The sequence below is a fragment of the Psychromonas saccharinae genome (assembly GCF_051201515.1).
Taxonomy (GTDB): domain Bacteria; phylum Pseudomonadota; class Gammaproteobacteria; order Enterobacterales; family Psychromonadaceae; genus Psychromonas.
Window position 1 is genome coordinate 2446509 of record NZ_CP195153.1, and the last position, 23712, is coordinate 2470220.

Consider the following 23712-nt stretch of genomic DNA (forward strand, 5'->3'; position numbering starts at 1 on the left):
AATGATTGATTGCAGTCGTTAAATTATTGGTTAATGACTTTATAACTTTAATATGCATTCAAAACTAACTACATTATTTGGGGCGTCGACTTCAGTCGACCTATCAAGTATTACATTTTGTTATTTATAAACATAAGCGACTAAAGTCGCTGCCCCAACTTCCGCATTTCTTAAACACTTCAAGGCACGGTTATGTAAATGACCGATTATAGTTATTAAATTATTGATTAATGACTTTATAACTTTTGTTCGCATATAAAAACTACTACATTATTTGGGGCGTCGACTTCAGTCGACCTATCATGCATTGTATGATCTTTTTTATAAACATAAGCGACTAAAGTCGCTGCCCCAACTTCCGCATTTCTTAAACGCTTCAAGTTGCAATAATATTAATGCTGATTGTCATCGTTCAACCATTAACAAACTACTTTAGAGACTTTGATGATAAATTTTATTTATCTGCTGCAACTTCCTTTGCTTTTTTGCTACTATTCTTCGCAAATATTCCTCCCTTAATAAACAAAGAGTCTCACGTTATGAATGTTTCTATTTTTGGTAGTGCCAAGTCACCTAGTGCAACAAAAGCATTACTGCTTGGTTCCGGAGAGCTTGGTAAAGAAGTTGCTATTGAATTACAACGTTTCGGCATTGAAGTTATTGCCGCTGACAGTTATGCAAATGCCCCCGCGATGCAAATTGCACATTCATCACATATCGTTAGCATGTTAGACGGTGATAAATTAGAAGCGATTATTCGTGCTGAGAAACCTGATTTTATCATTCCAGAAGTAGAAGCAATCGCAACGGATACCTTAGTCAAACTTGAAGCAGAAGGATTTAATGTTATCCCTAGTGCACGTGCCACTAAATTAACCATGGACCGAGAAGGTATTCGTCGTTTAGTTGCAGAAACACTATCGATTAAAACATCTCCCTATGTATTCACCGATAGCCAACAAGAATATCTTGCTGCCGTTAAGGAAATTGGCATTCCCTGTGTGGTCAAACCGGTAATGAGCAGTTCGGGTAAAGGCCAAAGCATTATTAAGTCTCCCGAACAGATCGATGCAGCTTGGCAATATTCTCAGGAAGGCGGTCGTAGTGGTGCTGGTCGCGTTATTATTGAAGGTTTTGTTTCCTTTGATTATGAAATCACACTGTTAACAATTAGTGCTATTGATGGTATTCATTTCTGCGCACCGATTGGCCATCGTCAGGAAAATGGAGATTACAGAGAATCTTGGCAGCCGCAGGTCATGCCAGAAGCCGCATTACAAAAAGCACAGGAAATTGCAGCTAAGGTCGTCACTGAATTAGGTGGGTTTGGTTTATTTGGCATGGAATTCTTTGTCAAAGACAATGAAGTCTACTTCAACGAAGTTTCACCCCGTCCTCACGATACAGGCTTAGTCACCTTGATGTCACAGGATCTGTCTGAATTTGCATTACATGTACGTGCTATCTTAGGATTACCGATTGGACAAATTACGCAATACGGTCCAACGGCATCAAGTGTTATTCTTGGTAATGGTCAATCTGAAGATATTAAATTTTCAAATATACAAGAAGCATTATCAATCGTGCCTGGGGCACAAATGCGATTATTTGCGAAACCTGATATTAATGGTTCACGCCGCCTTGGTGTTGCGATTGCTCGCGGAGCTAATACACAGGAAGCGGTGAATAATGCGAAGTCCGTATCAAACACGGTTAATATTATTTACTAGTTAGGAAATAACGATGTATCTAGATAAATACGAAACAATGGATCCAATCATGTTGATGAGTATGATCAATATGAAATTGCGAGATGAATTTAATGGCGATCTCATCGAATTAACTAAAACCTATCAAATCGATTATGAAAAATTAACCGCCAAACTTAAGGCGGCCGACTTTGAGTTTATCAACGAGATAGGTCAATTTAGATAACCGCTGTTAACAATATCACTATTAATGATTTTATTGATATTCAAAGGCACCAATATCGGGTGCCTTTCCATTATATTTTAAATGTACACCATCACGTTTTTTCCAAATCAGTGGTTTAGATAAAATCAGGGTATTATGTTCGCGATCGATTGAAATAATCCTTGCTGTTTCACTATGATCCTCGATTCTTATAATATCCCCCTGCTCATTAGGAATCGTAAATCCATCGTAAAACCAACTTACATCTTTTACCGGCAAAACCGTACCCGAACCACTTGAACGCGTTTGCGTGATAAAGTCACCACGGTCTATTTGCTTACTACCAGCCGTCAGTCTCAAATCACCAGAAACAGGATCCACAAAACCGGGATCTTTATCCACTATACTGTTGTTATCAAGAAAAACCGTTTCAGGGTTTTTTATTGAAACCTGCCCCCACTCCCCTTTGCAATTGGTATTTTTATACAATAAATTATTTATCGCGACGTTATCGTGGTAACCCTTTGCCTTCTTTTTACTCCCCATAATAGCGAAACAACGATTATGATAAAAAGTATTGTTATAAAGCTTATTATCGTAAACATTAAGGCATTCTTTTGGGTAAAATTGGTAACTCACCCCACCGCCTAAATTCCCTGTAAATACATTTTGTCGAACAATCGTATTTTGACCACAGTGCTGAATGGCATTGTATTTGTGCTCTCGAGATGAACCACGTGTTCCAACAAAGTTGTTTTTCTCAATCAAATTCCCCTTCGTTGCTTGATAGCGAATTGGCGCATCACTGATTCCCTGACAATCATAAATCTCCAATGCCTTTTGTCTTGGATTATTAAAGGTATTGTTACGAAGCACATTGTGACTTGAACAGCGAACCGAAATTGAGGAATGTTCACTGGTACCAAACGTATTACCCTGAACCACATTAAAATTTGCATCATCCTGAAGAATAAGAAGATCTGAGCCATGACTAAAATGACTATTAAGTACTTTATTATATTGGCTTGAGACTATTTTCAATGCCCCCGTCGTTCCACTTGCGGAAGCGTTGCTAAAATCAATGTTATCGAAAATAATATCGGCAGCATCTTCTAAGCGGGCAAATCCCTGCACCCCGTTTACCTGCAAATTTTTAATCGTCACATGATGTTGTTGCTTAATCATAAAACCAACGCGCGGCCCTGATACAATCACCTTTTCATTATCAGCACCTTGAATTGTAATGGGTTGTGACACTGTACCTGAACGTTGAATAACAATCGGTGCATAACGACCTGATTGTAATATCAATGTATCACCTGGTTGCACCTTTAATAATGCCTTTTCCATACTATTGATTGCTGAAAAAGAATCGGATGATGAGTCACAAACGCGATTAACCGGATCATAATGATTACAATCTGTTTTTAACTGAGTATCAACATAATACATTTTTGCGGAAAGGTTACTGCTGAGCAAAATGAGTATTGAAATTAACATCCCTTTGAACATGAATCACTCCTTTCTAACATGTTTAACGATCACGATAGCACTCGGTGATTAATACTCAAAGGGTAAAATAATATACCCGTTACCAATCAAGATGCGTTTATCAGTCACTAGCTCGGATACCAAGGCAAGGCGTAACATGATGACCTTTCGAGCGATTAACTGCGTTAATCCTCTATCGGTAGATGTAAAAACAAGACTTTACATCTTTAATGGCTAGCCCTTATCGAATGTTATAACGCAGTATTGGTGTTCGAGCTAGTGACCCGTAGGGCAAGACGAGAGGCAAACATCTTCGTTGTTATAAAGTCTCGATTTAACCCGTTAGATCTTCACCTTTATGCCTAGAATCTGCTCACCTCTCGTCTTGCTGATTTCTTCATCTTGAATGGTAACGGGTATAGATTAATACTGCCTTAATTCATTATTAACCATTGCCACCGTTAAAGGTGACCGGTCATCTTTAATTCTTTTAGCAGTAACAACAAAACGTTTGTCGCTATTATATATCGCCGAATCAAAGGGATAACAGGTAATCAAAGTAAGCAGTTCATCCCCATTATTTTCTATTACTGAGATATCCGTTTCATCGACGATTTTCATATCAGTCACTTGATAAAACAACCGTGCATTACCATAGGTTGAAACCTGTAATTTATCATCGAGTTTAACCCCCTTCAATTGATTAAAATGCGTATCATTATGGGCCACAATAACGCTATTTCCTCCCTGTGCGAAGGGAGTACTTGCTCGCATCCATGAAGGAGCAAACGCAAGGTTACTGCCAGTTGCACCTGATAAAACAATTAATGGCTCTTCCCCAGGAAATGTAAGCTTGGCCAATGGTGCGCTATCTGCCCAAGGCCACGCTTTATATAACTGGCCACTTTGAAGATGACGCGCCCAAGCAAAGGACAATAATTGTTGCGCAACAAAAGCTTTACTTTGCATATACAGTCCTTTACCGCAAAATAAAAGACCTGAAATAATCAATATCGCTAATAGTTTATGTTTAAACATAAACTTTTGTTTACGTTGTTGCGTGTAGACAAATGTTTTTAACAACATATTCTTCTCCTAATGACGATTTTTGATATGCTGAGCATAAAAATCAAGTGACCATAAAAAACCCGCTAATAACAATATCCATAAGCCAATTTCCCTATAAAAATCAGTTGCAAGACCCGTTTGGGGTAAACGCATTGTATTGCCATGAGGTATATGTGTTTTCACTTGCTGTTCATCACTTTGCATATGACTTGGACGTACCACTTTTTGTTCAACGGCGATTAAACTGGTATGTTGGGTAACAAGATGAAAATCTAAACCTAACGCTGTGATCTGTGTTTTTTTGTCATCCTTAGACAGATCCCGATTAAGATCCAAACTGTCTATTTGTGATTTAGCCCATAATACGGCAATACCTGTCGCATTTTCGGTGCCAGCCAATGACAACTGCTCAGTCCAACTCTCGTTGTTATTATCCTTTGAACTCATACCTGTAATGTTAATATTGGTTTTGTCTTCAGGAATTTTAAATGACAGTTGCAATGGTTCTCCTAAATAAAGATCTTTGCTGGGTTTTGGCCAAAAATCGATAGCAGTCCCATCGTTCCAAGTCAGCTTAATATCGCGTAATACGGGAGTCGATATCTGCTCAAATAGGGCTGACATTTTTGTATGCACCTCGTTAACGTCACCAATATTTGTATATGTGCCTTTGCCTAACGTTGCACTTGTTTTCATAAAATAACGATTCGGTGCAGAGCCGATGCCAACCATAAACAATCTATTGGTGCCTATTTGTTGATCTATTTGGGTTAACAATTGTTCTTCATTACTAATACTTGCATCGGTTATAAAAATAATTTGATGCATTTGCTGTTCTTTATTTTCATTAATAGTGCGTTTTCCCAATAGCGCCGCGTGTATTGCAGAGGCCATATTTGTACCGCCAGATGCGGCTAACTGGGTAATAAAATCCTTTGCCATGATCTTGCTACGACTATCCACGGGTAATGCATTATTAGCAAAAAACGCACTGTTATCACTGAAGGAAATAATGTTAAACGTATCTTGTTCTCCAAGTTGCTCGATGCCCTCTTTTAAGGCTAATTTTGCCTGTCTAATCGAACTACCTGACATTGAACCCGACACATCAATCACAAAGGTAACTTCTTTACTTATTCTTGTACTGTGTGCATATTCCAAGGCTGGCGGCATAATCATTAATGCTGCGTATTTCTCTCCTTCTTTCTGCTCTACAAACAATCCACTTTGTGATTTTTCATGTTGCTCAACCTGCCAATGCAATTCAAAATCTCGGTCTGCCACAACTTGTCTGTTCGTTAGCGATACACGGTTGGTGCCCTGCGGATCTATTTGAATATCAATGGCATGATACGGACTGGTAATATTATGAATGGGTAATGGATTACTAATAGTCACCTGCAAATCCACCAACAACTCTGGATCCTTGTCAGTTCTAATCGACGTTTCCGTGTGTTGGGCCACTTTTTTACTATCCAGATCCGCCATCAACCTATCCCACTTTTCCTGACATTCAACCGTCACAGATTGGCTATCCAAACAATCAAGGGCTGCACCTCGTTGCTCAGATGTCATTAGGTTTGATGTTGGTGCATAACGCGGTGTAATCGTCATCGGGAAATGAATACCAAACACACCCGCGTTGTAATCAACTGCTTGCTGATATTCTATTTCAATTTGTACGGTTTCATGCGGTGCGATATTGGCAACCGATGTTGTAAATATATTATTACGTTGTTGATTGATTAAAGTGGCTTTTTTGCCTTCTTTTTTGGCCTGAATAAAGGATTTCTCAGCCACTGATTTTTCCTTTATTTCACCTATAATGATGCGATCATTAATGGTCATTCGTAAATGATCAACGGCGGCATTATCTGGCAGTGGGAATAAATACTGACCATTAATCCATTGATCACTATTATTCACAAAGTGCTGGGTAACGCTAACCCGATTAATTAAACCATTTATCTGCATATCTACATCGGTATTCAGTAATAATGCATTATGGGTTTCTCCGTCTTTATCGATATAGAGCAATCCAACTGTATCGTTTATTTCATTGGCATATAAACTTGGGGAAAATAACAAACACGACAACAGTATTTGTGTAATAAGACGACGACATGAACGTCCGGTGCATAATTTAATATGTAACATAAATCCTCCTTAAAATTCCATTGCAATGGCAAGCGGTACAAATGATTGGTCAAACAGTACTTGTTGTGCAGATTCCTGTTTATGTTGCTGCGCAATCACATCATCAATCAGCATTTTTGTATGTTGACGTTTGTACCTTGCGATTTGAATTTCACGTTTATGTTTTGCTAGTTGTGTAGCGAGCGTTGTAATCTCTTGATGATAGGGTTGAATTTCGACGCGACGTTCAACCAATAATTGATCAGTGATACCGTCTTCCGATTGACTTGCTCCCAGCGAAACCACTGAAAGTTGTTCTTCAGGCACGCCTTCACTGACCAGGAAATCAGCAACATTTTGTGCTCTTTTCTCAGACAAGGAGAGGTTATACAAAAAATCCCCACTAGGATCGGCATACCCAATCACTTGCCATACATTTTGCTCACTATCATTGGCATTTTTTATCACCTCTGCGATTTTCGCTAAACGATCATAATAAACGGGTTGAATTCGGTAGGAATCAAATGCAAATAATAAACGTTCAGGTCGGTTATCCCTCTGTACCGCCTTTTGTTTGGTCACATCGGCTATTGCTAACTCAACCGTAGAATTGATCACCTGTGATCCATTCGATGGAACTTCGAGCCTATTTGCATGTGCAATCAACGTTAATTCTTCACCAATCTGATTCAATGTTGTGGTAGGCAAAAAAGCTTGAGAGATTGTTGTTTCAACATTACGATTCTCCTTACGATGATATTTTTCAACTGCAATTAGTCCACTTGTAACCACCGATGCTAGTACAATGCTTATTATCGATTGACGAAATGTTAATACTTGTTTTTGACTATCCATCCTGTTCCCCTTTAAATAGTATTTTTTGATTAACACTATTTAAACAAACAGTTCTGTTTTTTCAGGGGAAGCTAAATGGCAAGTTACTGATCAATTGTGTCCAAAAAAGGGCAATCGACATCCCCCTCTTTTTCCTCCGTTTTTTTCACGTATACTGCCAACATAAGTAACACCAAGGATTTACACATGAAACGTATTGCAATTGTTGAAGATGAACAGGGAATTCGCGAAAACTATGCGGATCTCATGACTAAACATGGTTATCAAGTCGCATGCTATGAAAACAGGCCTGATGCCCTACACGCATTTGAAACCCGTCTACCGGATCTTGCCATTATTGATATTGGTTTAGGCGATGAATATGATGGTGGCTTTATGTTATGTCAGGCATTAAGAAGTCTTTCAGCTACGGTACCTATTATATTTTTAACCGCACGAGACAATGATTTCGATAGTATTTCAGGATTACGATTAGGCGCAGATGACTATCTTACTAAAGATATTGGTATGGAACATTTAATGGTGCGAATTAGCGCTTTATTTAGACGTATTGATGTCATGCAAAAACCACAACATCAATCTGCCATCATTCAGCGAGGATTGTTAACGATTGATTGTGACCGAATGCAAATATCTTGGCATGGAAAGTCCTTAGATTTTACGATCACCGAATTTTGGATTGTCCACGCGCTTGCAAATCGGGCAGGCATTGTTCGTGACCGCCAACAATTAATGCAAGATGCCAATATGTTCGTTGATAACAATACCATCACTTCACATATAAAACGTATTCGTAAAAAATTCATTAAATTAGATCCACATTTTACTGCTATTAATTCGGTGTATGGCATGGGATATCGTTGGGATATTACAGAAGAAGATCAATAATGAAACGAATTAAGATTGGGTTACGCAGTAAAGTTGTTTTACTTGCCAGCTTTTTGTTAGTACTTCCCTGGCTTGGATATCACTATATCTGGGAAATGGAAAGTTTCCTCCGCCAAGGACAACAACAAACGTTAATCGGCACCACGCGTGCAGTCGCAACGGCTCTGCATGAACGCCCTAATCTGTTTAATACGCAGGCGAGTTTTTTACCCGAAGTGGAAGCGGGGAAAGATCTATATGCCTATGATATTCATCATCCAATTCAAATAGATGGATTATTAACGGATTGGGACGCGAATCAAAATCAGAGCCGCTTTTATGGCAAGGAGTATATTCGATTTCAAGCAAACCAAAACACCACAAACCCGATTTCATTCAAGCATATGGTCGGTAAGCGAGATGGTTATCTTTACGGTTATTTTCAAGTAACCAATAAAACGCCGGTGCTTCGTCGAGAAAATTCATTACGTGTCGATAAAAATGATCATTTAATCATGGCACTCACATCACCCGAGGGAACACTGCAACATTATATTATTTCAGTTTTCAAAAGTGGTTGGTTTAATGCTTATGCCATCCCGGCTAATCAATACAATCCCAGTGAATTAAAACGAGAAAAACGGATTCAAGGCTACTGGCGCCTCACGGAAACAGGTTATAACATTGAATTCCGTTTGCCCCTTACTTTATTGGGCGACAAACTTGGTTTCGAATTACATACGGTAGCAGATACTGAATCAAGACAAACCGATACCATTATTTCTACATCCAATATTCAAGATATTAACCAGCTTGGCACCGTGCTAGTACCCTCGCCTGAAATAGAACAAATTTTAAAGGGCCTCGGCCACAGTAATTCTCGGATCTGGGTTGTCGATCGTCATCAACGAGTGCTCGCAAAAACAGGCGATATACGCCAAGCGAATGGTGTTTGGGGAACGAAAGAGTCAACAACCAAAGACTCATTATCTATTTGGAATCACATTCAAGAAACGCTGTTAACACCTATTTATCAGTTATTCCTAGAACGACCTCGCAGTGATTTCATTGATAGTCTCCGTTATTCAACACAGTTAAACAGTGAGTTTATTGATGCGGCATTGACCGGAAAATCACAATCAAATTGGTCTGCCACTGAAGATAATAAAGCGATGATATTATCAGCGGCGAGTCCTATTTATGTTGGTGATAAGATTATGGGAGTGGTTGTCGCACAGGAAACAACCAATGGTATCCGCGCATTGCGTAACAAAGCACTAGAAAAACTGTTTAATGTACTTTTGGCAATTATCAGTATTGCGACCATTTTATTATTAATCTTCGCTTCTCGTATTGCTTCGCGTATTCGTACCCTGCGTGACCAAGCTGACCATGCTATTGACAACCAAGGAAGAATACTAACGCCTTTTACTCCATCAAGCTCGACCGATGAGATCGGTGATTTATCGCGGGGATTATCGGATATGGTCAATCGTTTAGGTCAATACCATACCTATTTAGAAAACCTAAGTTCACGTCTTTCCCATGAACTTCGTACACCGGTCGCGGTGATCCGTTCTTCACTCGAAAACTTGGCCTTACTGCCACAAAACAGCGAAAACCAAAAATATATAACACGTGCAGAACAAGGTATTCATCGCTTAAACCGGATATTAACCAGTATGAGTGAAGCAACCCGTTTAGAACAAAGTTTACAAAGCAGTGATAAGCAACAGTTTCCACTCAACGAGCTGATTGAAGGTTGTGTACAAGGGTACCAAATGACCTATGTCGATTATCAATTTCATCTTACTAACAGTCCCTCTTCATTATTGATTAATGCGGATCCGGACTTTATCGTACAATTGCTTGATAAATTGATTGGCAATGCAATGGAGTTTAGTGACGCGCAACACCCGATTGAATTATCTGTGACCAAAAATGGCGATTATGCTACGTTTTCGGTCAGTAATGTAGGCCCATTATTACCTAATAATATGACCGATGAATTACTAAAGTCGATGGTATCAGTACGCGCCCAAAGCAAAGAAAGTAGTAGCCATTTAGGGCTTGGTTTATTTATTGCAAAAATGATTTGTGATTATCATCAGGGCAAAATTTCCATTACAAATCGCGATGATAAACGGGGTGTGCTGGTAACGGTAAACATACCACTTATTCATTAAACTCAAACAAAAAGAGCACCTTTATTGGTGCTCCATTTATATGCTTATGCACTTAACTCATGTAAAGCAGACAATAAATTAAAATCATTAAAATTCACCACAAAGGACACCGAGTTAAAAGAGCGCACAAACTAAGCAATAATTAGCTTATAACATATTGTTTTAGGCTTTTATTCGTGTAACGCACAGCGCATCTGTTAATGAATGCGAACTGAAACGCAGTAGTGCTTTTAAGCTTTTTACATAATCTACAGAAGCATCTAATTTAATACATTTAATCTTGGTAAGTAAAACCAAAGTTAGTACGTAATCTTGCGAATGCTCGGTTGCTCATGTTACGAACACGATTAATTTTTTCTGCTTTTTGAACGGCTTGTTTAAGTTGTTTAACCTTGATCATTTATCTTTATTCCATCTTTAATTTATATGACGATTCATTCGTCGTTACATGGTTTGTTATAGTGCTAGAAGTCGCTATGACAGCGCTCGTTGAACTTTCTAACGTGTAATCAATATAATTATTAATGAGACATTGATCAACTTTTAAAGTAATAAAATAACCAAATATTATTGCAGATCAAAAAATACGGGTAATTTAACAGCAATAAACAGCTAAAATATGTAAAAAAATTACAAAGCGAGTTATTTAAAATAAAATAACCAACATCCATAAGTTGACGGATTGATAAAATATATAAATTTTCGTTATAAACTTGTAAAATACTCGAAAATTTATGGAGATAAGCAAATGACACAACTGACTATTACCCGTCCCGATGATTGGCATATTCACCTTCGCGATGGTGATGTTTTAAATGATACCGTTCGCGATATTAGCCGCTATATGGGTCGCGCCATTATTATGCCGAATCTGGTTCCCCCGGTTATCGACACCGAATTGGCACTTGCTTATCAACAACGCATTCTCGATGCTAAACCGAATACCAACTTTACCCCATTAATGACACTTTATCTTACTGATAACACAAGCGCAGAAGAAATTAAAAAAGCAAAAGCGTCAGGCCAGGTTTATGCGGCAAAACTTTACCCAGCGGGTGCAACAACGAATTCAGACTCTGGCGTAACTTCCGTCGATAAAATTGCCGATGCCATTCAAGCAATGCAAGAAGTCGGGATGCCATTACTCATTCATGGTGAAGTCACTCATCATGATATTGATATATTTGATCGTGAAGAAGTTTTCTTAAAAACCGTATTGGCGCCAATTGTCGACAAGTACCCGAATTTAAAAATTGTTATGGAACATATAACCACGGCGAATGCGGTTGAGTTCGTAACGAATGCTAATGAAAATGTCGCTGCGACCATTACAGCACATCACTTAATGTTCAATCGTAATCACATGCTCGTTGGTGGTATTAAGCCGCATTTTTATTGTCTACCTATCTTAAAACGCAATATTCACCAACAGGCATTAATTGATGCAGCAACCAGTGGTTCGCCAAAATTCTTTTTAGGAACAGACTCGGCACCACACGCCATTGGTCAAAAAGAATCGGCCTGCGGATGTGCGGGGTCCTATACTGCACATGCCGCATTAGAATTATATGCAGAAGTGTTTGAACAGGCTGGAACATTGGATAAATTAGAAGCCTTTACTAGCTTTAATGGCCCTGATTTCTATGGTTTACCGCGTAATAAAGATACCGTCACTCTCATTAAAAAAGATTGGACCGTACCTGAATCGCTACAATTTGGACAAAGCAAAGTCGTCCCAATCAAGGCCGGTGAACAAATGGCTTGGCAAGTTATTTAATCATACAAAATAGAATGGTTACTCGCTCAATGCGAGTACCCCCCCTAACAAATTATTATTTATTCCGTTTTATTTCAAATGTCAGCAAATAAAGACACCTTAACCTATTGATTTTAAATGCAAGTACTTAAATCTTGGTTTATTTGTCTTATTTTAACAACAATAAACTTTCGTTATTTCTATAAAACTCCACCACAAACACTTAACACATTGATAAATAATGAATTTATTAAATGGCATGATTTTCGCTATTTTAAACCAGCTTTAATTAATGATGGATAGCAATGTTAAGTCTAAGTTATTGTAAATATGACTTAATTTCTAGGGATAGAACGAGTAACTTTTAGTTTCATCAATATAATAAACCTCTCTCCTAAAACGCTTTTCCATTATTTCATTACCGATCGTTCATCCGATCAACATGAAATAACCAAATGTCTATTTATCTCAAATGACAATACTGCATTGCTCGCATTTTGAATAATAACCATGGGTGATTAATGAAAGCCAAGATCCAAGCTTACCGGAAATCTTTCATTTAATATTAAATAGGAAAATGACATGTACTTGAACTTATCTAAAACCAAAACAGCATTATGTGTAGGTATTGCATTAACCCCCTTGTTTACTCCCCTTGCCTTCTCCGCAACCTTCAATATTCAAAAAAATGAGACTGAATATTCTATCGATGGAAATAATGGCGAAGTAGAAGGACAACAGCTTTATCTTTGGTCGACTGATACTAGCAATGAGAATCAAAATTGGGTGCAATTAGATCGTGATGGTTATTATTCTTATAAAAAAGAAGGCACTAATCTATGTTGGGACGGTGGAGATGGTGGTGAAAACAAACAGGCCGTCACACTCGAAACCTGTGACGAAAGTAATTACGACCAACACTGGAAAAAAGTAAAGATAACCAGTGGCACTCAAATTTACCGTTTTGAAAAACGTAACGACTCAGATTATTCCATCGATGGTAATGGTGGTGCTGAAAATGGTCAGTCAATGTACCTTTGGTCTTCTAATAGTGATAATGTAAATCAACAATGGGAACTGACTAATTTAGACGATAGTAGTTCAACTACATCTTCAACCGATTACGATTTAGATTCTTCAGTTGCTCCATCAAGTAACTTTGACCTTACCGATTGGTATTTAAGCGTACCAACGGATACCGACGATAATGGCTATGCGGATTCAATCAAGGAAGCTGAATTAAATGATGATTACGAAAGTGATTATTTTTATACCGGCAGCGATGGCGCAATGGTCTTTATGTGTACTGTTGATGGTTATAAAACCTCTGCAAACACCACTTATACACGTACTGAATTGCGTGAAATGTTACGTGCAGGCGATACCAGCATTGATACCAATGATAAAGAAAACAATTGGGCTTTCTCGAGTATTGATGAAGATGATCAAGATGATTTTGGTGGTATAGATGGTACATTAACTGCGACGGTAGCAGTCAATCATGTGACCACCACAAGTAGCAATGATGAACAACGTGGCCGTATTATTATTGGTCAAATTCATGCAGAAGATAATGAACCTATTCGTCTTTACTATCATAAATTTGAAGATAATACCTATGGTTCCATTTACTTTGCGCATGAACCTTCTAAATCAGCCAAAGAAGCTGGAGCAGAAGAAAAATGGTATAACTTACTTGGTACGATGATCGACGATGATAATGATGGTTATATCGATGAAGATGATGGATTAACCGATAATCCAAGTAATGGTATCGCCTTAGACGAGAAATTCACCTACGTTATTAATGTAGATGGAGATGATCTCACCGTGACGATTAATGATGAAGATGGTAATACTCTTGCTAGTAAAACCGTTGATATGAGTGACAGTGGTTACGATGATGCTGATAATTACATGTACTTCAAAGCTGGACTCTATTTAAATGATAAAACCAGTGATGATGACGATTATGCCACCGTCAGTTTCTATAAACTAACTAATACCCATGATTAATTTCCTACCACACGGATAACGCATCCACTAATCCACTGTATTTATTGCAGTGGATTATTTCTATCAGAAACACAAATAATCCCCAAAAATCATTCAATTCTTGCAGCTTAAGTCATATAACAAGCATTTTCATATTTGAATAATAGACACCAAGCTCGATTACGTTATCATGTCAACCTAATGTGTAAAAATTCACAATGATTACTCATTTGATGCAAACAATGCATAGGACCGTTTCATAAAACGACGATATTTAATCGAAAATAAGGACTATTTATATGAAAAAGCTTGTTTTGACGCTAATCGCAACCAGCGTGATTGTTGGTTGTTCTAAACAAGAAGTCGACATGACCCCCACTATTAACGGTGCGGTAATTAATGCTGAATATACGATTAATGGACAATACGTCCCCACGTTAAATGGTAAACAAATTGTACATACCGTTGCAGATAAACGTAATATCCATGATGATGTCAAGTTCAGTAATATCTTGATGCGTTGGGCAAACTATGACAAAGCAATGATTGCTAGAATTGATTTGAATAAACGTTACGAAGTGGATTACGATGATAAAGAATATTCAGAATGCACACTGTCAGGGTGTGATAATTTATCTTTATTCGATCAATTAAAATCAAAGGACAGCAGTGACGAGCAAGATGAATATCAGGGATATGATGAATTAGGCTGCCAGGTCAATATGACTAAAAATGATTTTTCCGTTAATAAAACGGGCAACAGCCGCACAATTAATGGCTTCGACACCATTGAATATAAGGTATTGTGGACAACCGAATATAAAGATACCAAAGGCATGGTCGATTTAAACGAAGTAAGTTTTGATTTTTGGACCACCGATGTTAGCAAACCAATGAATCAAGTATTTAAAGTACACGGTGATTTTCAAGATGGTTATTACAAAACCGCTTCTCAGAATCCATTAATGCGTTTAATTGGGGAAAATGGTTATAAAGCCATTGCCGCATTTACAGGTGATATGGATAATCAAGAACACCAATTTAGTGGTCAAATTGGTCGTAAATTAACTTCAATTAAAGGATATCCAATTTCAATTAAATTAGAATGGACCCAAAAATCTGAAGCTTGTCAGGAAGAAAAATCAGCCACCGACAATCTTGATATGACCGGTGGACTTGAAAGTGTTGGAAAACAACTGTTATCTAACCTGATGAAAAAAGGCAAAGATACATTAGTCGATGCTTGGAAACAGAAACCTCTTGTTCGCTACGTTTATGAAATTAAATCCGTTGAAATGGCTAACTTTAAAGAAAGTGTGTTTTCACCACCCGCTGGATTTAATTTAGTCAACCGACAATAACCCTACGTTTGCGACCTTCGCCAATTGAGCGGAGGTCATAAACAACATTGCTAATAATCAACGCTGTTTATATTGTGTAGGGCAATAACCCCTGTTTACCTCTGGCGATCGTAATTTTAAATGTTTTGTTTTACGGCCACTAACCCGACTGCGCCATAATTTAAAACTGCTAGATTTCAAATGTTGACGCATTAACTTAATAACCTGTTTTTCACTGTATCCAAATAAGGCTTGAATCGCTTCAAAGGGCGTTCTATCTTCCCATGCCATTTCAATAACTCTTGATTTCTCGTGAAGTTGTAAAGACATATTGTGACTCCGTTATTGATAATATCCCTATCTACGAAATAGCAACTTGAATAGTTCAAGATCACAGATAAAAAAAGGCTATCAATCGACAGCCCCTATTTCTTCATTAATTTTTATTCAATTGCTTTTCAAAGGCTGCTAAATGATGTTCAGAGCCATTAAGCAAACGTTCAAAGACATCTCTGACATCTGGCGATAAGTCTTTTTGTAAAAACCGTTGATACATGGCTATATTTGCTAATTCAGCATCCACACCGACCTTAAAAGTCTGCTCATAAGTTGAAGGAATAACGGCAAGTTCAAGCCCTCTATCTGGAGATTGTTCAATATTATATTTATCAAATAATGGAAGTAACAAACTAATATGTGTTGATTCTGCTTTAATAATATTGGTAAAAGGTCTACGTTCTCCAAATGTATCGATGATCTTTTGATATTCCCCGCGTGCTAAATATTCATCTTCTAATGCCAAATTCAGCATTTTAGTCAATGTGAGTTCGTTATCGGTCAGTTGTGCAGCACTTGCCGCACCATAATCTGCATTTTCAGCAGAGACTGGCAATGTCATACATACACTTAACATAAGCATTGCACTTGCAATAATAGTTGATTTATTTTTCATTTTTAATCCCTCGCTTAACGTAAATAAGTATTTAACCTTTGTTGTTTCAACTAACAATATAAGGCTAAATAATGAGAAAATTATGGAGAAATAAAGGAGTTTATTACGTTCTATGAATTATGTTCCCCCAAAATATCGACTTATTTATACCCGTTACCATTCAAGATGCAGAAATCAGCAAGACGAGAGGTGAGCTGATTCTAGGCATCAAGGTGAAGATCTAACGGGTTAAATCGAGACTTTATAACAACGAAGATGTTTGCCTCTCGTCTTGCCCTGCGGGTCACTAGCTCGAACACCAATACTGCGTTATAACATTCGATAAGGACTAGCCATTAAAGATGTAAAGTCTTGTTTTTACATCTACCGATAGAGGATTAACGCAGTTAATCGCTCGAAAGGTCATCATGTTACGCCTTGCCTTGGTATCCAAGCTAGTGACTGATAAACGCAGCTTGATTGGTAACGGGTATATAAACGCTAGATAATTCCGCACGTGTTGTAGTGTTTGTATTAGAAATAATTAGAACAGGTAGATCACTTTTGTGAAGAAAGAAGAAAATTCGTTGTTGAACTCGGCGCCAGTGTATCGTGTTCATCATTATTAGCGCGATCCTTAAGTCCAATGCCCGATACTTTTAACCTAATTGCCTCACTGATAAGATAAAAGGCTTTCTCACTCGCTTCCTCATAGGCAAGTCCTTCTGGCCGAATATTTGAAATACAGTTGCGGCTTGAATCCTTTGCACCACGTTTAGGAAGCCAAGTAATATAGGCCCCCATACTGTCAGGGGACGTTAGACCCGGTCGCTCACCAATTAAAATAAGCGTGATTTTAGCCTTAAGACACTCTCCAACATCATCCCCCGATGCGACTCGGCCTTGCGTAATAATAGTTAAAGGTGCAATAGACCAATGATGCTTATTATCGGTCGTTAACTTTTCAACCAACTTTTCGATAACCGGTAATGCATGTCGTTGGATAGCCGTTGAAGAAAGTCCATCGGCAACAACAATCGCAAGGTCATAGGATTCGCTGCTTTGTACTCGGCTTTCCACTAGACGCTGCCATGATGCTTCATTAAGTTGACGTCCAAGGTCCGGCCTTTGCAAGTAACACATTCTATCCGTTGCTTTAGTACTCACCACCATAGGTAAGCCTTGAATAACAGAACCCAATGTCGTTGACTGTGAGAATTGACAGGCTAGTAGTTCAACATCTAATGCTTTATGCACAGCATCAATCGCACGGGCATGATCCAGTTGAAAGCTTAGCAGTTCACTAGTTGGGATACTATTCCCCGCTCGCCCTAGCGCAATGCGCGCAGAAGTAAACTGTTTCAGTTTTTGCCATTTATTTTCCGTTACTAGGGACGCGGAAGACTTATTTTGTTTATCTAGTCGTTTACTCATCCTTGTCCCTTATCGAGTAAAGATAGTGCTGCGCTAAATGGTTTAGCTAACCCAGCATTGAGTTGTACCTGAGAAACATCATTGAATATCTGCATTTTAGTCAACCAATCTTCAAATTCAGGCGCCGGCTTCAAACCAAGTGCCTTACGCGCATAAAGTGCATCGTGAAATGACGTGGTCTGATAATTAAGCATAATATCGTCGGAGCCGGGTATCCCCATAATAAATGAGCAACCTGCAACGCCCAATAATGTAAGCAGATTATCCATATCATTTTGATCTGCATAGGCGTGATTGGTGTAACAAATATCACAGCCCATTGGCAGTCCTAATAACTTTCCACAAAAATGATCTTCTAATCCAGCGCGTATAATTTGTTTACCATCGAATAGATATTCTGGCCCAATAAATCCCACCACAGTATTGACAAGCAAAGGATCAAATTGCCTTGCAACGGCATAGGCTCTTGCCTCACAGGTTTGCTGATCAACACCAAAATAGGCATCGGAAGACAACGCGGTTCCTTGACCTGTTTCAAAATACATCACGTTATTTCCGACCGTCCCCCTTTTTAGAGAAAGTGCTGCTTCCTGCGCCTCTTTTAATACCGATAGATTGACACCAAAGGTATCATTAGTGCCCTGAGTACCACCAATAGATTGAAAGACAAGATCAACCGGCGCCCCTTTTTCAATGGCTTCAATGGTATTAGTAACATGCGTCAAAACACAAGACTGAGTTGGAATTTCATAGCGCTGGATAACATCATCTAATAATGAGAGAAGCTTAATCGTTTGGGGCACATTATCGGTTGCCGGATTAATACCAATCACCGCATCACCACTGCCATACATCAGCCCATCAAATAACGTGGCAGCAATACCATCTAGTGAGTCCGTTGGATGATTAGGTTGTAATCGCGTAGAGAGCCTTTTCTCTAAACCAATGGTATTTCGAAAGGAAGTTACTACGCGGCATTTTTGAGCAACAAGAATCAGATCCTGATTGCGCATGATCTTACTGACCGCTGCAACCATTTCAGGTGTTATTCCTGGTCGTAAGTTTGCCAACGTAATGCCATCGGCATCTTCACTTAATAACCAATTACGAAAATCACCAACGGTCATATGGGAAATAGGCGAAAACGCGTTTTCATCGTGTGTATCAATAATGAGTCTAGTTATTTCATCGGTATCGTAGGGGATCAGCACTTCGTTAAGAAAGGTTTTCAAGGGCACATCCGCCAAGGTCATTTGTGCAACTACGCGCTCTTCTGCCGTTTCAGCACTTACGCCAGCTAACACATCACCTGAGCGTTCGGGCGTCGCCTTTGCCATCAATTCCGTTAGTGAATGAAACAGATATACCTTGTCTCCCTGCTGCCAGCGATAGGTTGCCGTCATAGATTTACCTTTAAACATGCGAGGCTATTTATTTTTATCGACAAACCGCTTGCCGACGAAAAATAAACAGCCCTCGTCCAGAAAATAATAATAGGCTACTATTCTCAACACTTAACTATAGCGATAAGGTCTACCTGCTTTCTCCATATCGGCATTATATTGTTTGAATATTTCAACAATTTTAGCCTTAGTGGGTGATTCTTTTGCAATTTCATCCCAGAACGTACGCGCATCTGCTTCAACCTGTGCCCACTCTTCATCCGGAATAGTCGTAAGCTTCATATCAGGTCCATCAACACGAAGTTTCGCTTCACCACCCCAATACCACCATTGGCGATAGTAATGTGACGTTTCCATACAAAGTGATAATAACTCTTTAAGGTGATCTGGAAGCTCATTGTAACGATCCATATTGGCAAAGAAATGACCAATCCATGCACCTGAAATATTATTTGTTAAGAAATAGTCCGTTACCTTAGACCAACCAACGGTGTAATCTTCTGTAATACCAGACCATGCAATACCATCCAGTTCGCCCGTTTGTAGTGCTACTTCTACATCTTCCCACGGAATAGACACGGGTACGACACCGTATTTAGCCATAAACCGACCTGCAGTTGGGAAAGTGAATACACGTAATCCTTTCAGATCAGCCAAACTATTAATCGGTTTTTTAGTTGCAAAGTGACAGGGATCCCATGCACCTGCAGAAATATGTTTGATGCCTACTTTTGCATATTCATCTTTCCAAATTTTATCTAAACCATACTGGTTAAATAGGACAGGAACATCCAATGAATAGCGACTACCAAATGGGAAATAACCGCCGAATGTTGTAACTTCAGTTGGAGAAGCCATCGAGTCATCATCTGACTGCACGGCATCAATAATCCCCTTTTGCATGGCACGGAATAATTCCCCCGTCGGTACAAGCTGATCAGCAAAGTACAGCTCAATCTGCATTTCATCACCAGCGATACGGTTGAAGGCTTCAATAGCAGGCTTAACAACGTGCTCTGCAAGTGATGGGCCTGCATAGGTCTGCATACGCCATTTAATTTTAGGATTAGCAGCAAATGTTTTTGCGGGAGCCAGCATAGTGCCAGCCGTTAGCGCGGCGGCGGTCGTTAAAAACTTACGTCTTGAGTTCATTTCATCTCTCCTGTTGATTTTTGCTGACGAGCTCCTGCCCGCCTAAAGTAAGTAATGCTTAAAAATAAAAAGTGAGTATTCCCCTACTTTCCATAAACGTAATCAGGCAACCACAGCGAAAGCTCTGGAAAAACCATAATAAGAATAAGTGCGAATAACATAATGCCGACAAAGGGACCGATAGAACCGTAGATATCACGTAATGAAATTTCAGGTGGCGCCATCGCCCGCATTAAAAATAGGTTATAGCCAAATGGCGGCGTCATATAAGCTATCTGGCAGGTAATAGTGTAAAGGACACCATACCAAATCAAATCAAATCCAAGGGCATGTACGAGTGGAACGAATAATGGCGCCACAATAACCAACATCGCGGTGTCATCTAGGAAAGTCCCCATCACTAAAAATGATAACTGCATCATAATCAGTATCATCCATGGACTAAGCCCCAATTGGTTGGTAAATAAGTCTGCAATGGCTTTAACAGCACCAAGACCATCGAATATCGCGCCAAAGCCTAATGCAGCAAGAATAATCCACATAAACATACAAGAGATAGCTAAGGTATTACGTACAGAATTCTCGAAAACGGTTTTTGTCATACGTTTTTTAACAATCGCAGCTATAAATGCAGCCATGGCACCAATTGCGGAACTTTCCACCAAGCTTGTCCAACCGTTCACAAAAGGGACCATCATGACAGCAAAGATACCAAGAGGCAGTACACCCGCTCCCAGTAAGCGTAACTTTTCAGCGCGAGGTACATTACGTTCTTCTTTACTTAATACCGGACCTAAGGAAGGATTCAAACGACAACGAACAACAATGTAAATAATAAACAATGCCGCCATAATCAGTCCCGGTACAAGACCCGCTAACCAAAGCTGGCCAACCGGTTGCCGAGCAATCATCGCATATAGCACCAGCACCACCGAAGGTGGAACCAAAATCCCAAGTGAAGAACCGGCCTGAATCACACCGGTCACCATTCTCTTGTCATAACCACGTTTTAATAATTCTGGAAGTGCAATCGTGGCACCAATGGCCATTCCCGCAACAGAAAGCCCGTTCATTGCCGACACCAGCACCATAAGACCGATTGTTCCTATCGCTAGCCCACCAGGCATTGGCCCCATCCATACATGAAACATCTTATAAAGATCATCGGCGATCTTCGACTCAGACAGAACATAGCCCATAAAAATAAACATAGGCAGTGTCAGCATCGGATACCAATTCATCAGTTTCATCGCTGAGGTAAAAGGGATTTCTGCCCCACCGGTTCCCCACAACATAATTGCTGCGACAGCGGCGACTGAACCTATTGCCGCAAAGACACGTTGGCCTGTAGCCATCAACAACGCCATCGATGCGAACATCACGGTTGCGATCATTCCATAACTCATTTAATTTTTACTCCGCGAATAACTGCAATATCTTTAAAAAACTCTGAAATAGCCTGAAGAATCATCATGACAAACCCCGTACACATTACGGCTTTAATAGGCCAAAGAAGCGGACGCCAAGCGGTTCGACTACGCTGCCCATATTCAAAGGAATAAAGCATGCTTTCTAGCCCACCATAAAGGAGTACAAAGAGGAAAAAAATCAGAAAGAAAACCGTAAATGCATCCATCCAAGCCTGTTGTTTAACGGACCAGTTCCCATAGAATAAATCCATACGAACATTCGCCTTGAGCTGAATGGCATATGCACCACCAAGAATGTAATAAACAACCATCGAAAACTGGGCAGACTCAAGTGTCCAGAGTGATGGCATAAAAAAGGTTTTGGATATGGATGACCACAAAAGTATGCCAACCATCGCGAAGATTCCATACATCGCAATACGACCAATAAAATAATTAAATTTATCGACATATTTGATGTAAGCAATAATAAAACCAGGCATCGGATTCCCTTATACGAATTGGTTCGGTTTTTGCTGGATAAAATGCATCAGCTGTTGTTGATAAGTTACAAGCGATAACCGTACCGATGGAGTATCAATAATTGGCAAACATAAAAAAACTATAAATAACAATAGGATAAGATTTTTAAGCACAGGATTGGTGCGTGAAGTAAGACAGGGAAATGAATATGGACAAACAAATATTACAACGTGATGAACCAGTGTTGTGCACGCTTCACTCTAATGATGCAAATAGTCAGGCAGCCAACCTCGTCAATTGGCAACAGGAGTATGACCAACTTAGTCAAGGACAATTTTTTGGTCTTATCAATGAGCTTCATTTCCCTCATATTCATCTATTTCGCGAAGATACTAGCCATCGTTTGCGCCAACAGTGCAGAGTCGAACAGGGTGGACTCTGGCTTGGATTCAGCGCAAATAATAAACACTGCCGTATTAATAACGAGCAAACCAACAATAACCAATTTTTATGTCGACCAGGCGGTCGGGATTTTGAATTATTAACACCCGATAACTTCTCAATTTACGGTTTAGTACTGCATCGCAGTTTTTTTAATGAACTATCAGAACAAAATAAAGAAGCGCGATATAACAGCAATAATGATGGCCTTTGGTTAGATAACATTCCACCAGCCGATCTACAAAAACTAAGACAGTACCTTAATTTATTATTACAACCGAATGGCAATCGCTGGAGTAATAGCACTCATGCATCTATTCTTCAGGATGCAATGATAGAATTACTGAGTAAAGGAAATCTATCACCAGTCACTTATGTCACATCGCGTCAGCGTCAACGCATTATAGCTCGCGTTCAGGAATACCTAAGCAAATCTCGTATGAAATCACCAATCACCGTCACAGAGATATGCTCAGCAATTCATGTTAGCCGCCGCACACTCCAATATACTTTTAACCAACACTATGGCATCTCACCCAAGCAATACATTCAAGTTATCCGTCTTAATCAAGTTAGACGAGCACTATTAGACAATCAAGAATTTGACACCATTTCTAACATCGCATTTAACTATGGCTTTTTCCATCTGAGTTACTTCAGTCAGTGTTACAAACATCTATTTGGTGAGACACCACAACAAACGCGGCTTCATAAAAACAACTAATATTTCCTGATATTCACTAATGGCAGTCACTTTCTCCAATTTGACGAGATTTTTCTAATCTGCAATGCCTTAATCGTAAAACGCCGACCATGCTCTAACTAAGACAAACAATACCTCCGTTATTAAG

20 protein-coding genes are annotated in these 23712 nt (G+C 39.2%); 8 read left to right on the forward strand and 12 right to left on the reverse strand.

Going from position 1 to position 23712, the window contains the following annotated elements; all coding sequences use genetic code 11:
* The first annotated feature begins 539 nt into the window (after positions 1-539).
* Positions 540-1730: a formate-dependent phosphoribosylglycinamide formyltransferase gene (gene purT, locus ACR30L_RS10840; RefSeq protein WP_435234272.1), complete on the forward strand. Its 1191-nt coding sequence runs from the start codon at positions 540-542 to the stop codon at positions 1728-1730.
* Positions 1731-1743: 13 nt separating this feature from the next.
* On the forward strand, positions 1744-1935 hold the full coding sequence (locus ACR30L_RS10845; protein WP_435234273.1) for a DUF4250 domain-containing protein: 192 nt from the start codon (positions 1744-1746) through the stop codon (positions 1933-1935).
* Between the two features lie 30 nt (positions 1936-1965).
* Here the strand turns inward: ACR30L_RS10845 and ACR30L_RS10850 are convergent, their stop codons facing one another.
* The 4 genes from ACR30L_RS10850 to ACR30L_RS10865 form a co-directional block, all read right to left on the reverse strand.
* Positions 1966-3426: a right-handed parallel beta-helix repeat-containing protein gene (locus tag ACR30L_RS10850; RefSeq protein ID WP_435234274.1), complete on the reverse strand. Its 1461-nt coding sequence runs from the start codon at positions 3424-3426 to the stop codon at positions 1966-1968.
* Between the two features lie 402 nt (positions 3427-3828).
* Positions 3829-4491, reverse strand: coding sequence for a class GN sortase (locus ACR30L_RS10855; RefSeq protein ID WP_435234275.1), 663 nt, complete (start codon positions 4489-4491; stop codon positions 3829-3831).
* Positions 4492-4500: 9 nt separating this feature from the next.
* On the reverse strand, positions 4501-6630 hold the full coding sequence (locus tag ACR30L_RS10860; RefSeq protein WP_435234276.1) for a marine proteobacterial sortase target protein: 2130 nt from the start codon (positions 6628-6630) through the stop codon (positions 4501-4503).
* 9 nt (positions 6631-6639) lie between these two features.
* Entirely contained in the window at positions 6640-7464 is an 825-nt protein-coding gene (locus ACR30L_RS10865) for an OmpA family protein (protein WP_435234277.1), read from the reverse strand.
* Positions 7465-7650: 186 nt separating this feature from the next.
* Between ACR30L_RS10865 and pdsR the strand changes: the two genes are divergently transcribed.
* On the forward strand, positions 7651-8352 hold the full coding sequence (gene pdsR, locus ACR30L_RS10870; protein WP_435234278.1) for a proteobacterial dedicated sortase system response regulator: 702 nt from the start codon (positions 7651-7653) through the stop codon (positions 8350-8352).
* Complete coding sequence (gene pdsS, locus ACR30L_RS10875; protein WP_435234279.1) at positions 8352-10517, forward strand: proteobacterial dedicated sortase system histidine kinase; 2166 nt, start codon at positions 8352-8354, stop codon at positions 10515-10517. The genes pdsR and pdsS overlap by 1 nt, the downstream gene beginning before the upstream one ends.
* Positions 10518-10791: 274 nt before the next feature.
* On the opposite strand, the gene ACR30L_RS10880 is transcribed toward pdsS, so the two are convergent.
* Positions 10792-10917, reverse strand: coding sequence for a hypothetical protein (locus ACR30L_RS10880; RefSeq protein WP_435234280.1), 126 nt, complete (start codon positions 10915-10917; stop codon positions 10792-10794).
* Between the two features lie 348 nt (positions 10918-11265).
* Here ACR30L_RS10880 and pyrC point away from each other — a divergent pair, with 348 nt between their 5' ends.
* The 3 genes from pyrC to ACR30L_RS10895 all read left to right on the forward strand — a co-directional run bounded on the left by pyrC (position 11266) and on the right by ACR30L_RS10895 (position 15629).
* Positions 11266-12294 carry a dihydroorotase gene (gene pyrC, locus ACR30L_RS10885; protein WP_435234281.1) on the forward strand — a complete coding sequence of 343 codons (1029 nt, stop codon included), beginning with the start codon at positions 11266-11268 and terminating at the stop codon, positions 12292-12294.
* A 561-nt stretch (positions 12295-12855) separates the two neighbouring features.
* Positions 12856-14289 carry a polysaccharide lyase family 7 protein gene (locus ACR30L_RS10890; protein ID WP_435234282.1) on the forward strand — a complete coding sequence of 478 codons (1434 nt, stop codon included), beginning with the start codon at positions 12856-12858 and terminating at the stop codon, positions 14287-14289.
* Between the two features lie 278 nt (positions 14290-14567).
* Positions 14568-15629 (forward strand): hypothetical protein, encoded by a 1062-nt coding sequence (locus ACR30L_RS10895; protein ID WP_435234283.1) that lies wholly within the window; start codon positions 14568-14570, stop codon positions 15627-15629.
* Between the two features lie 57 nt (positions 15630-15686).
* Here ACR30L_RS10895 and ACR30L_RS10900 read toward each other — a convergent pair whose 3' ends face one another.
* From ACR30L_RS10900 to ACR30L_RS10930, 7 genes are all read right to left on the reverse strand, one after another.
* Positions 15687-15938 carry a TIGR03643 family protein gene (locus ACR30L_RS10900; protein ID WP_435234284.1) on the reverse strand — a complete coding sequence of 84 codons (252 nt, stop codon included), beginning with the start codon at positions 15936-15938 and terminating at the stop codon, positions 15687-15689.
* Positions 15939-16044: 106 nt separating this feature from the next.
* Entirely contained in the window at positions 16045-16560 is a 516-nt protein-coding gene (locus tag ACR30L_RS10905) for a hypothetical protein (RefSeq protein ID WP_435234285.1), read from the reverse strand.
* 537 nt (positions 16561-17097) lie between these two features.
* A complete protein-coding gene (eutC, locus tag ACR30L_RS10910; protein ID WP_435234286.1) occupies positions 17098-17973 on the reverse strand; it encodes an ethanolamine ammonia-lyase subunit EutC in 876 nt (291 codons plus the stop codon).
* Complete coding sequence (locus ACR30L_RS10915; RefSeq protein WP_435234287.1) at positions 17970-19376, reverse strand: ethanolamine ammonia-lyase subunit EutB; 1407 nt, start codon at positions 19374-19376, stop codon at positions 17970-17972. Before ACR30L_RS10915 ends, eutC begins: the two co-directional genes overlap by 4 nt.
* A 111-nt stretch (positions 19377-19487) precedes the next feature.
* The gene (locus tag ACR30L_RS10920; protein ID WP_435234288.1) at positions 19488-20528 is read right to left on the reverse strand and encodes a TRAP transporter substrate-binding protein; all 1041 of its coding nucleotides are present in this window, start codon (positions 20526-20528) and stop codon (positions 19488-19490) included.
* A gap of 83 nt (positions 20529-20611) precedes the next feature.
* Positions 20612-21934 carry a TRAP transporter large permease gene (locus ACR30L_RS10925; RefSeq protein WP_435234289.1) on the reverse strand — a complete coding sequence of 441 codons (1323 nt, stop codon included), beginning with the start codon at positions 21932-21934 and terminating at the stop codon, positions 20612-20614.
* Positions 21931-22440, reverse strand: coding sequence for a TRAP transporter small permease subunit (locus ACR30L_RS10930; RefSeq protein ID WP_435234290.1), 510 nt, complete (start codon positions 22438-22440; stop codon positions 21931-21933). The genes ACR30L_RS10925 and ACR30L_RS10930 overlap by 4 nt, the downstream gene beginning before the upstream one ends.
* Positions 22441-22628: 188 nt before the next feature.
* Here ACR30L_RS10930 and ACR30L_RS10935 point away from each other — a divergent pair, with 188 nt between their 5' ends.
* Entirely contained in the window at positions 22629-23585 is a 957-nt protein-coding gene (locus tag ACR30L_RS10935; RefSeq protein ID WP_435234291.1) for a helix-turn-helix domain-containing protein, read from the forward strand.
* Positions 23586-23712: the final 127 nt, after the last annotated feature.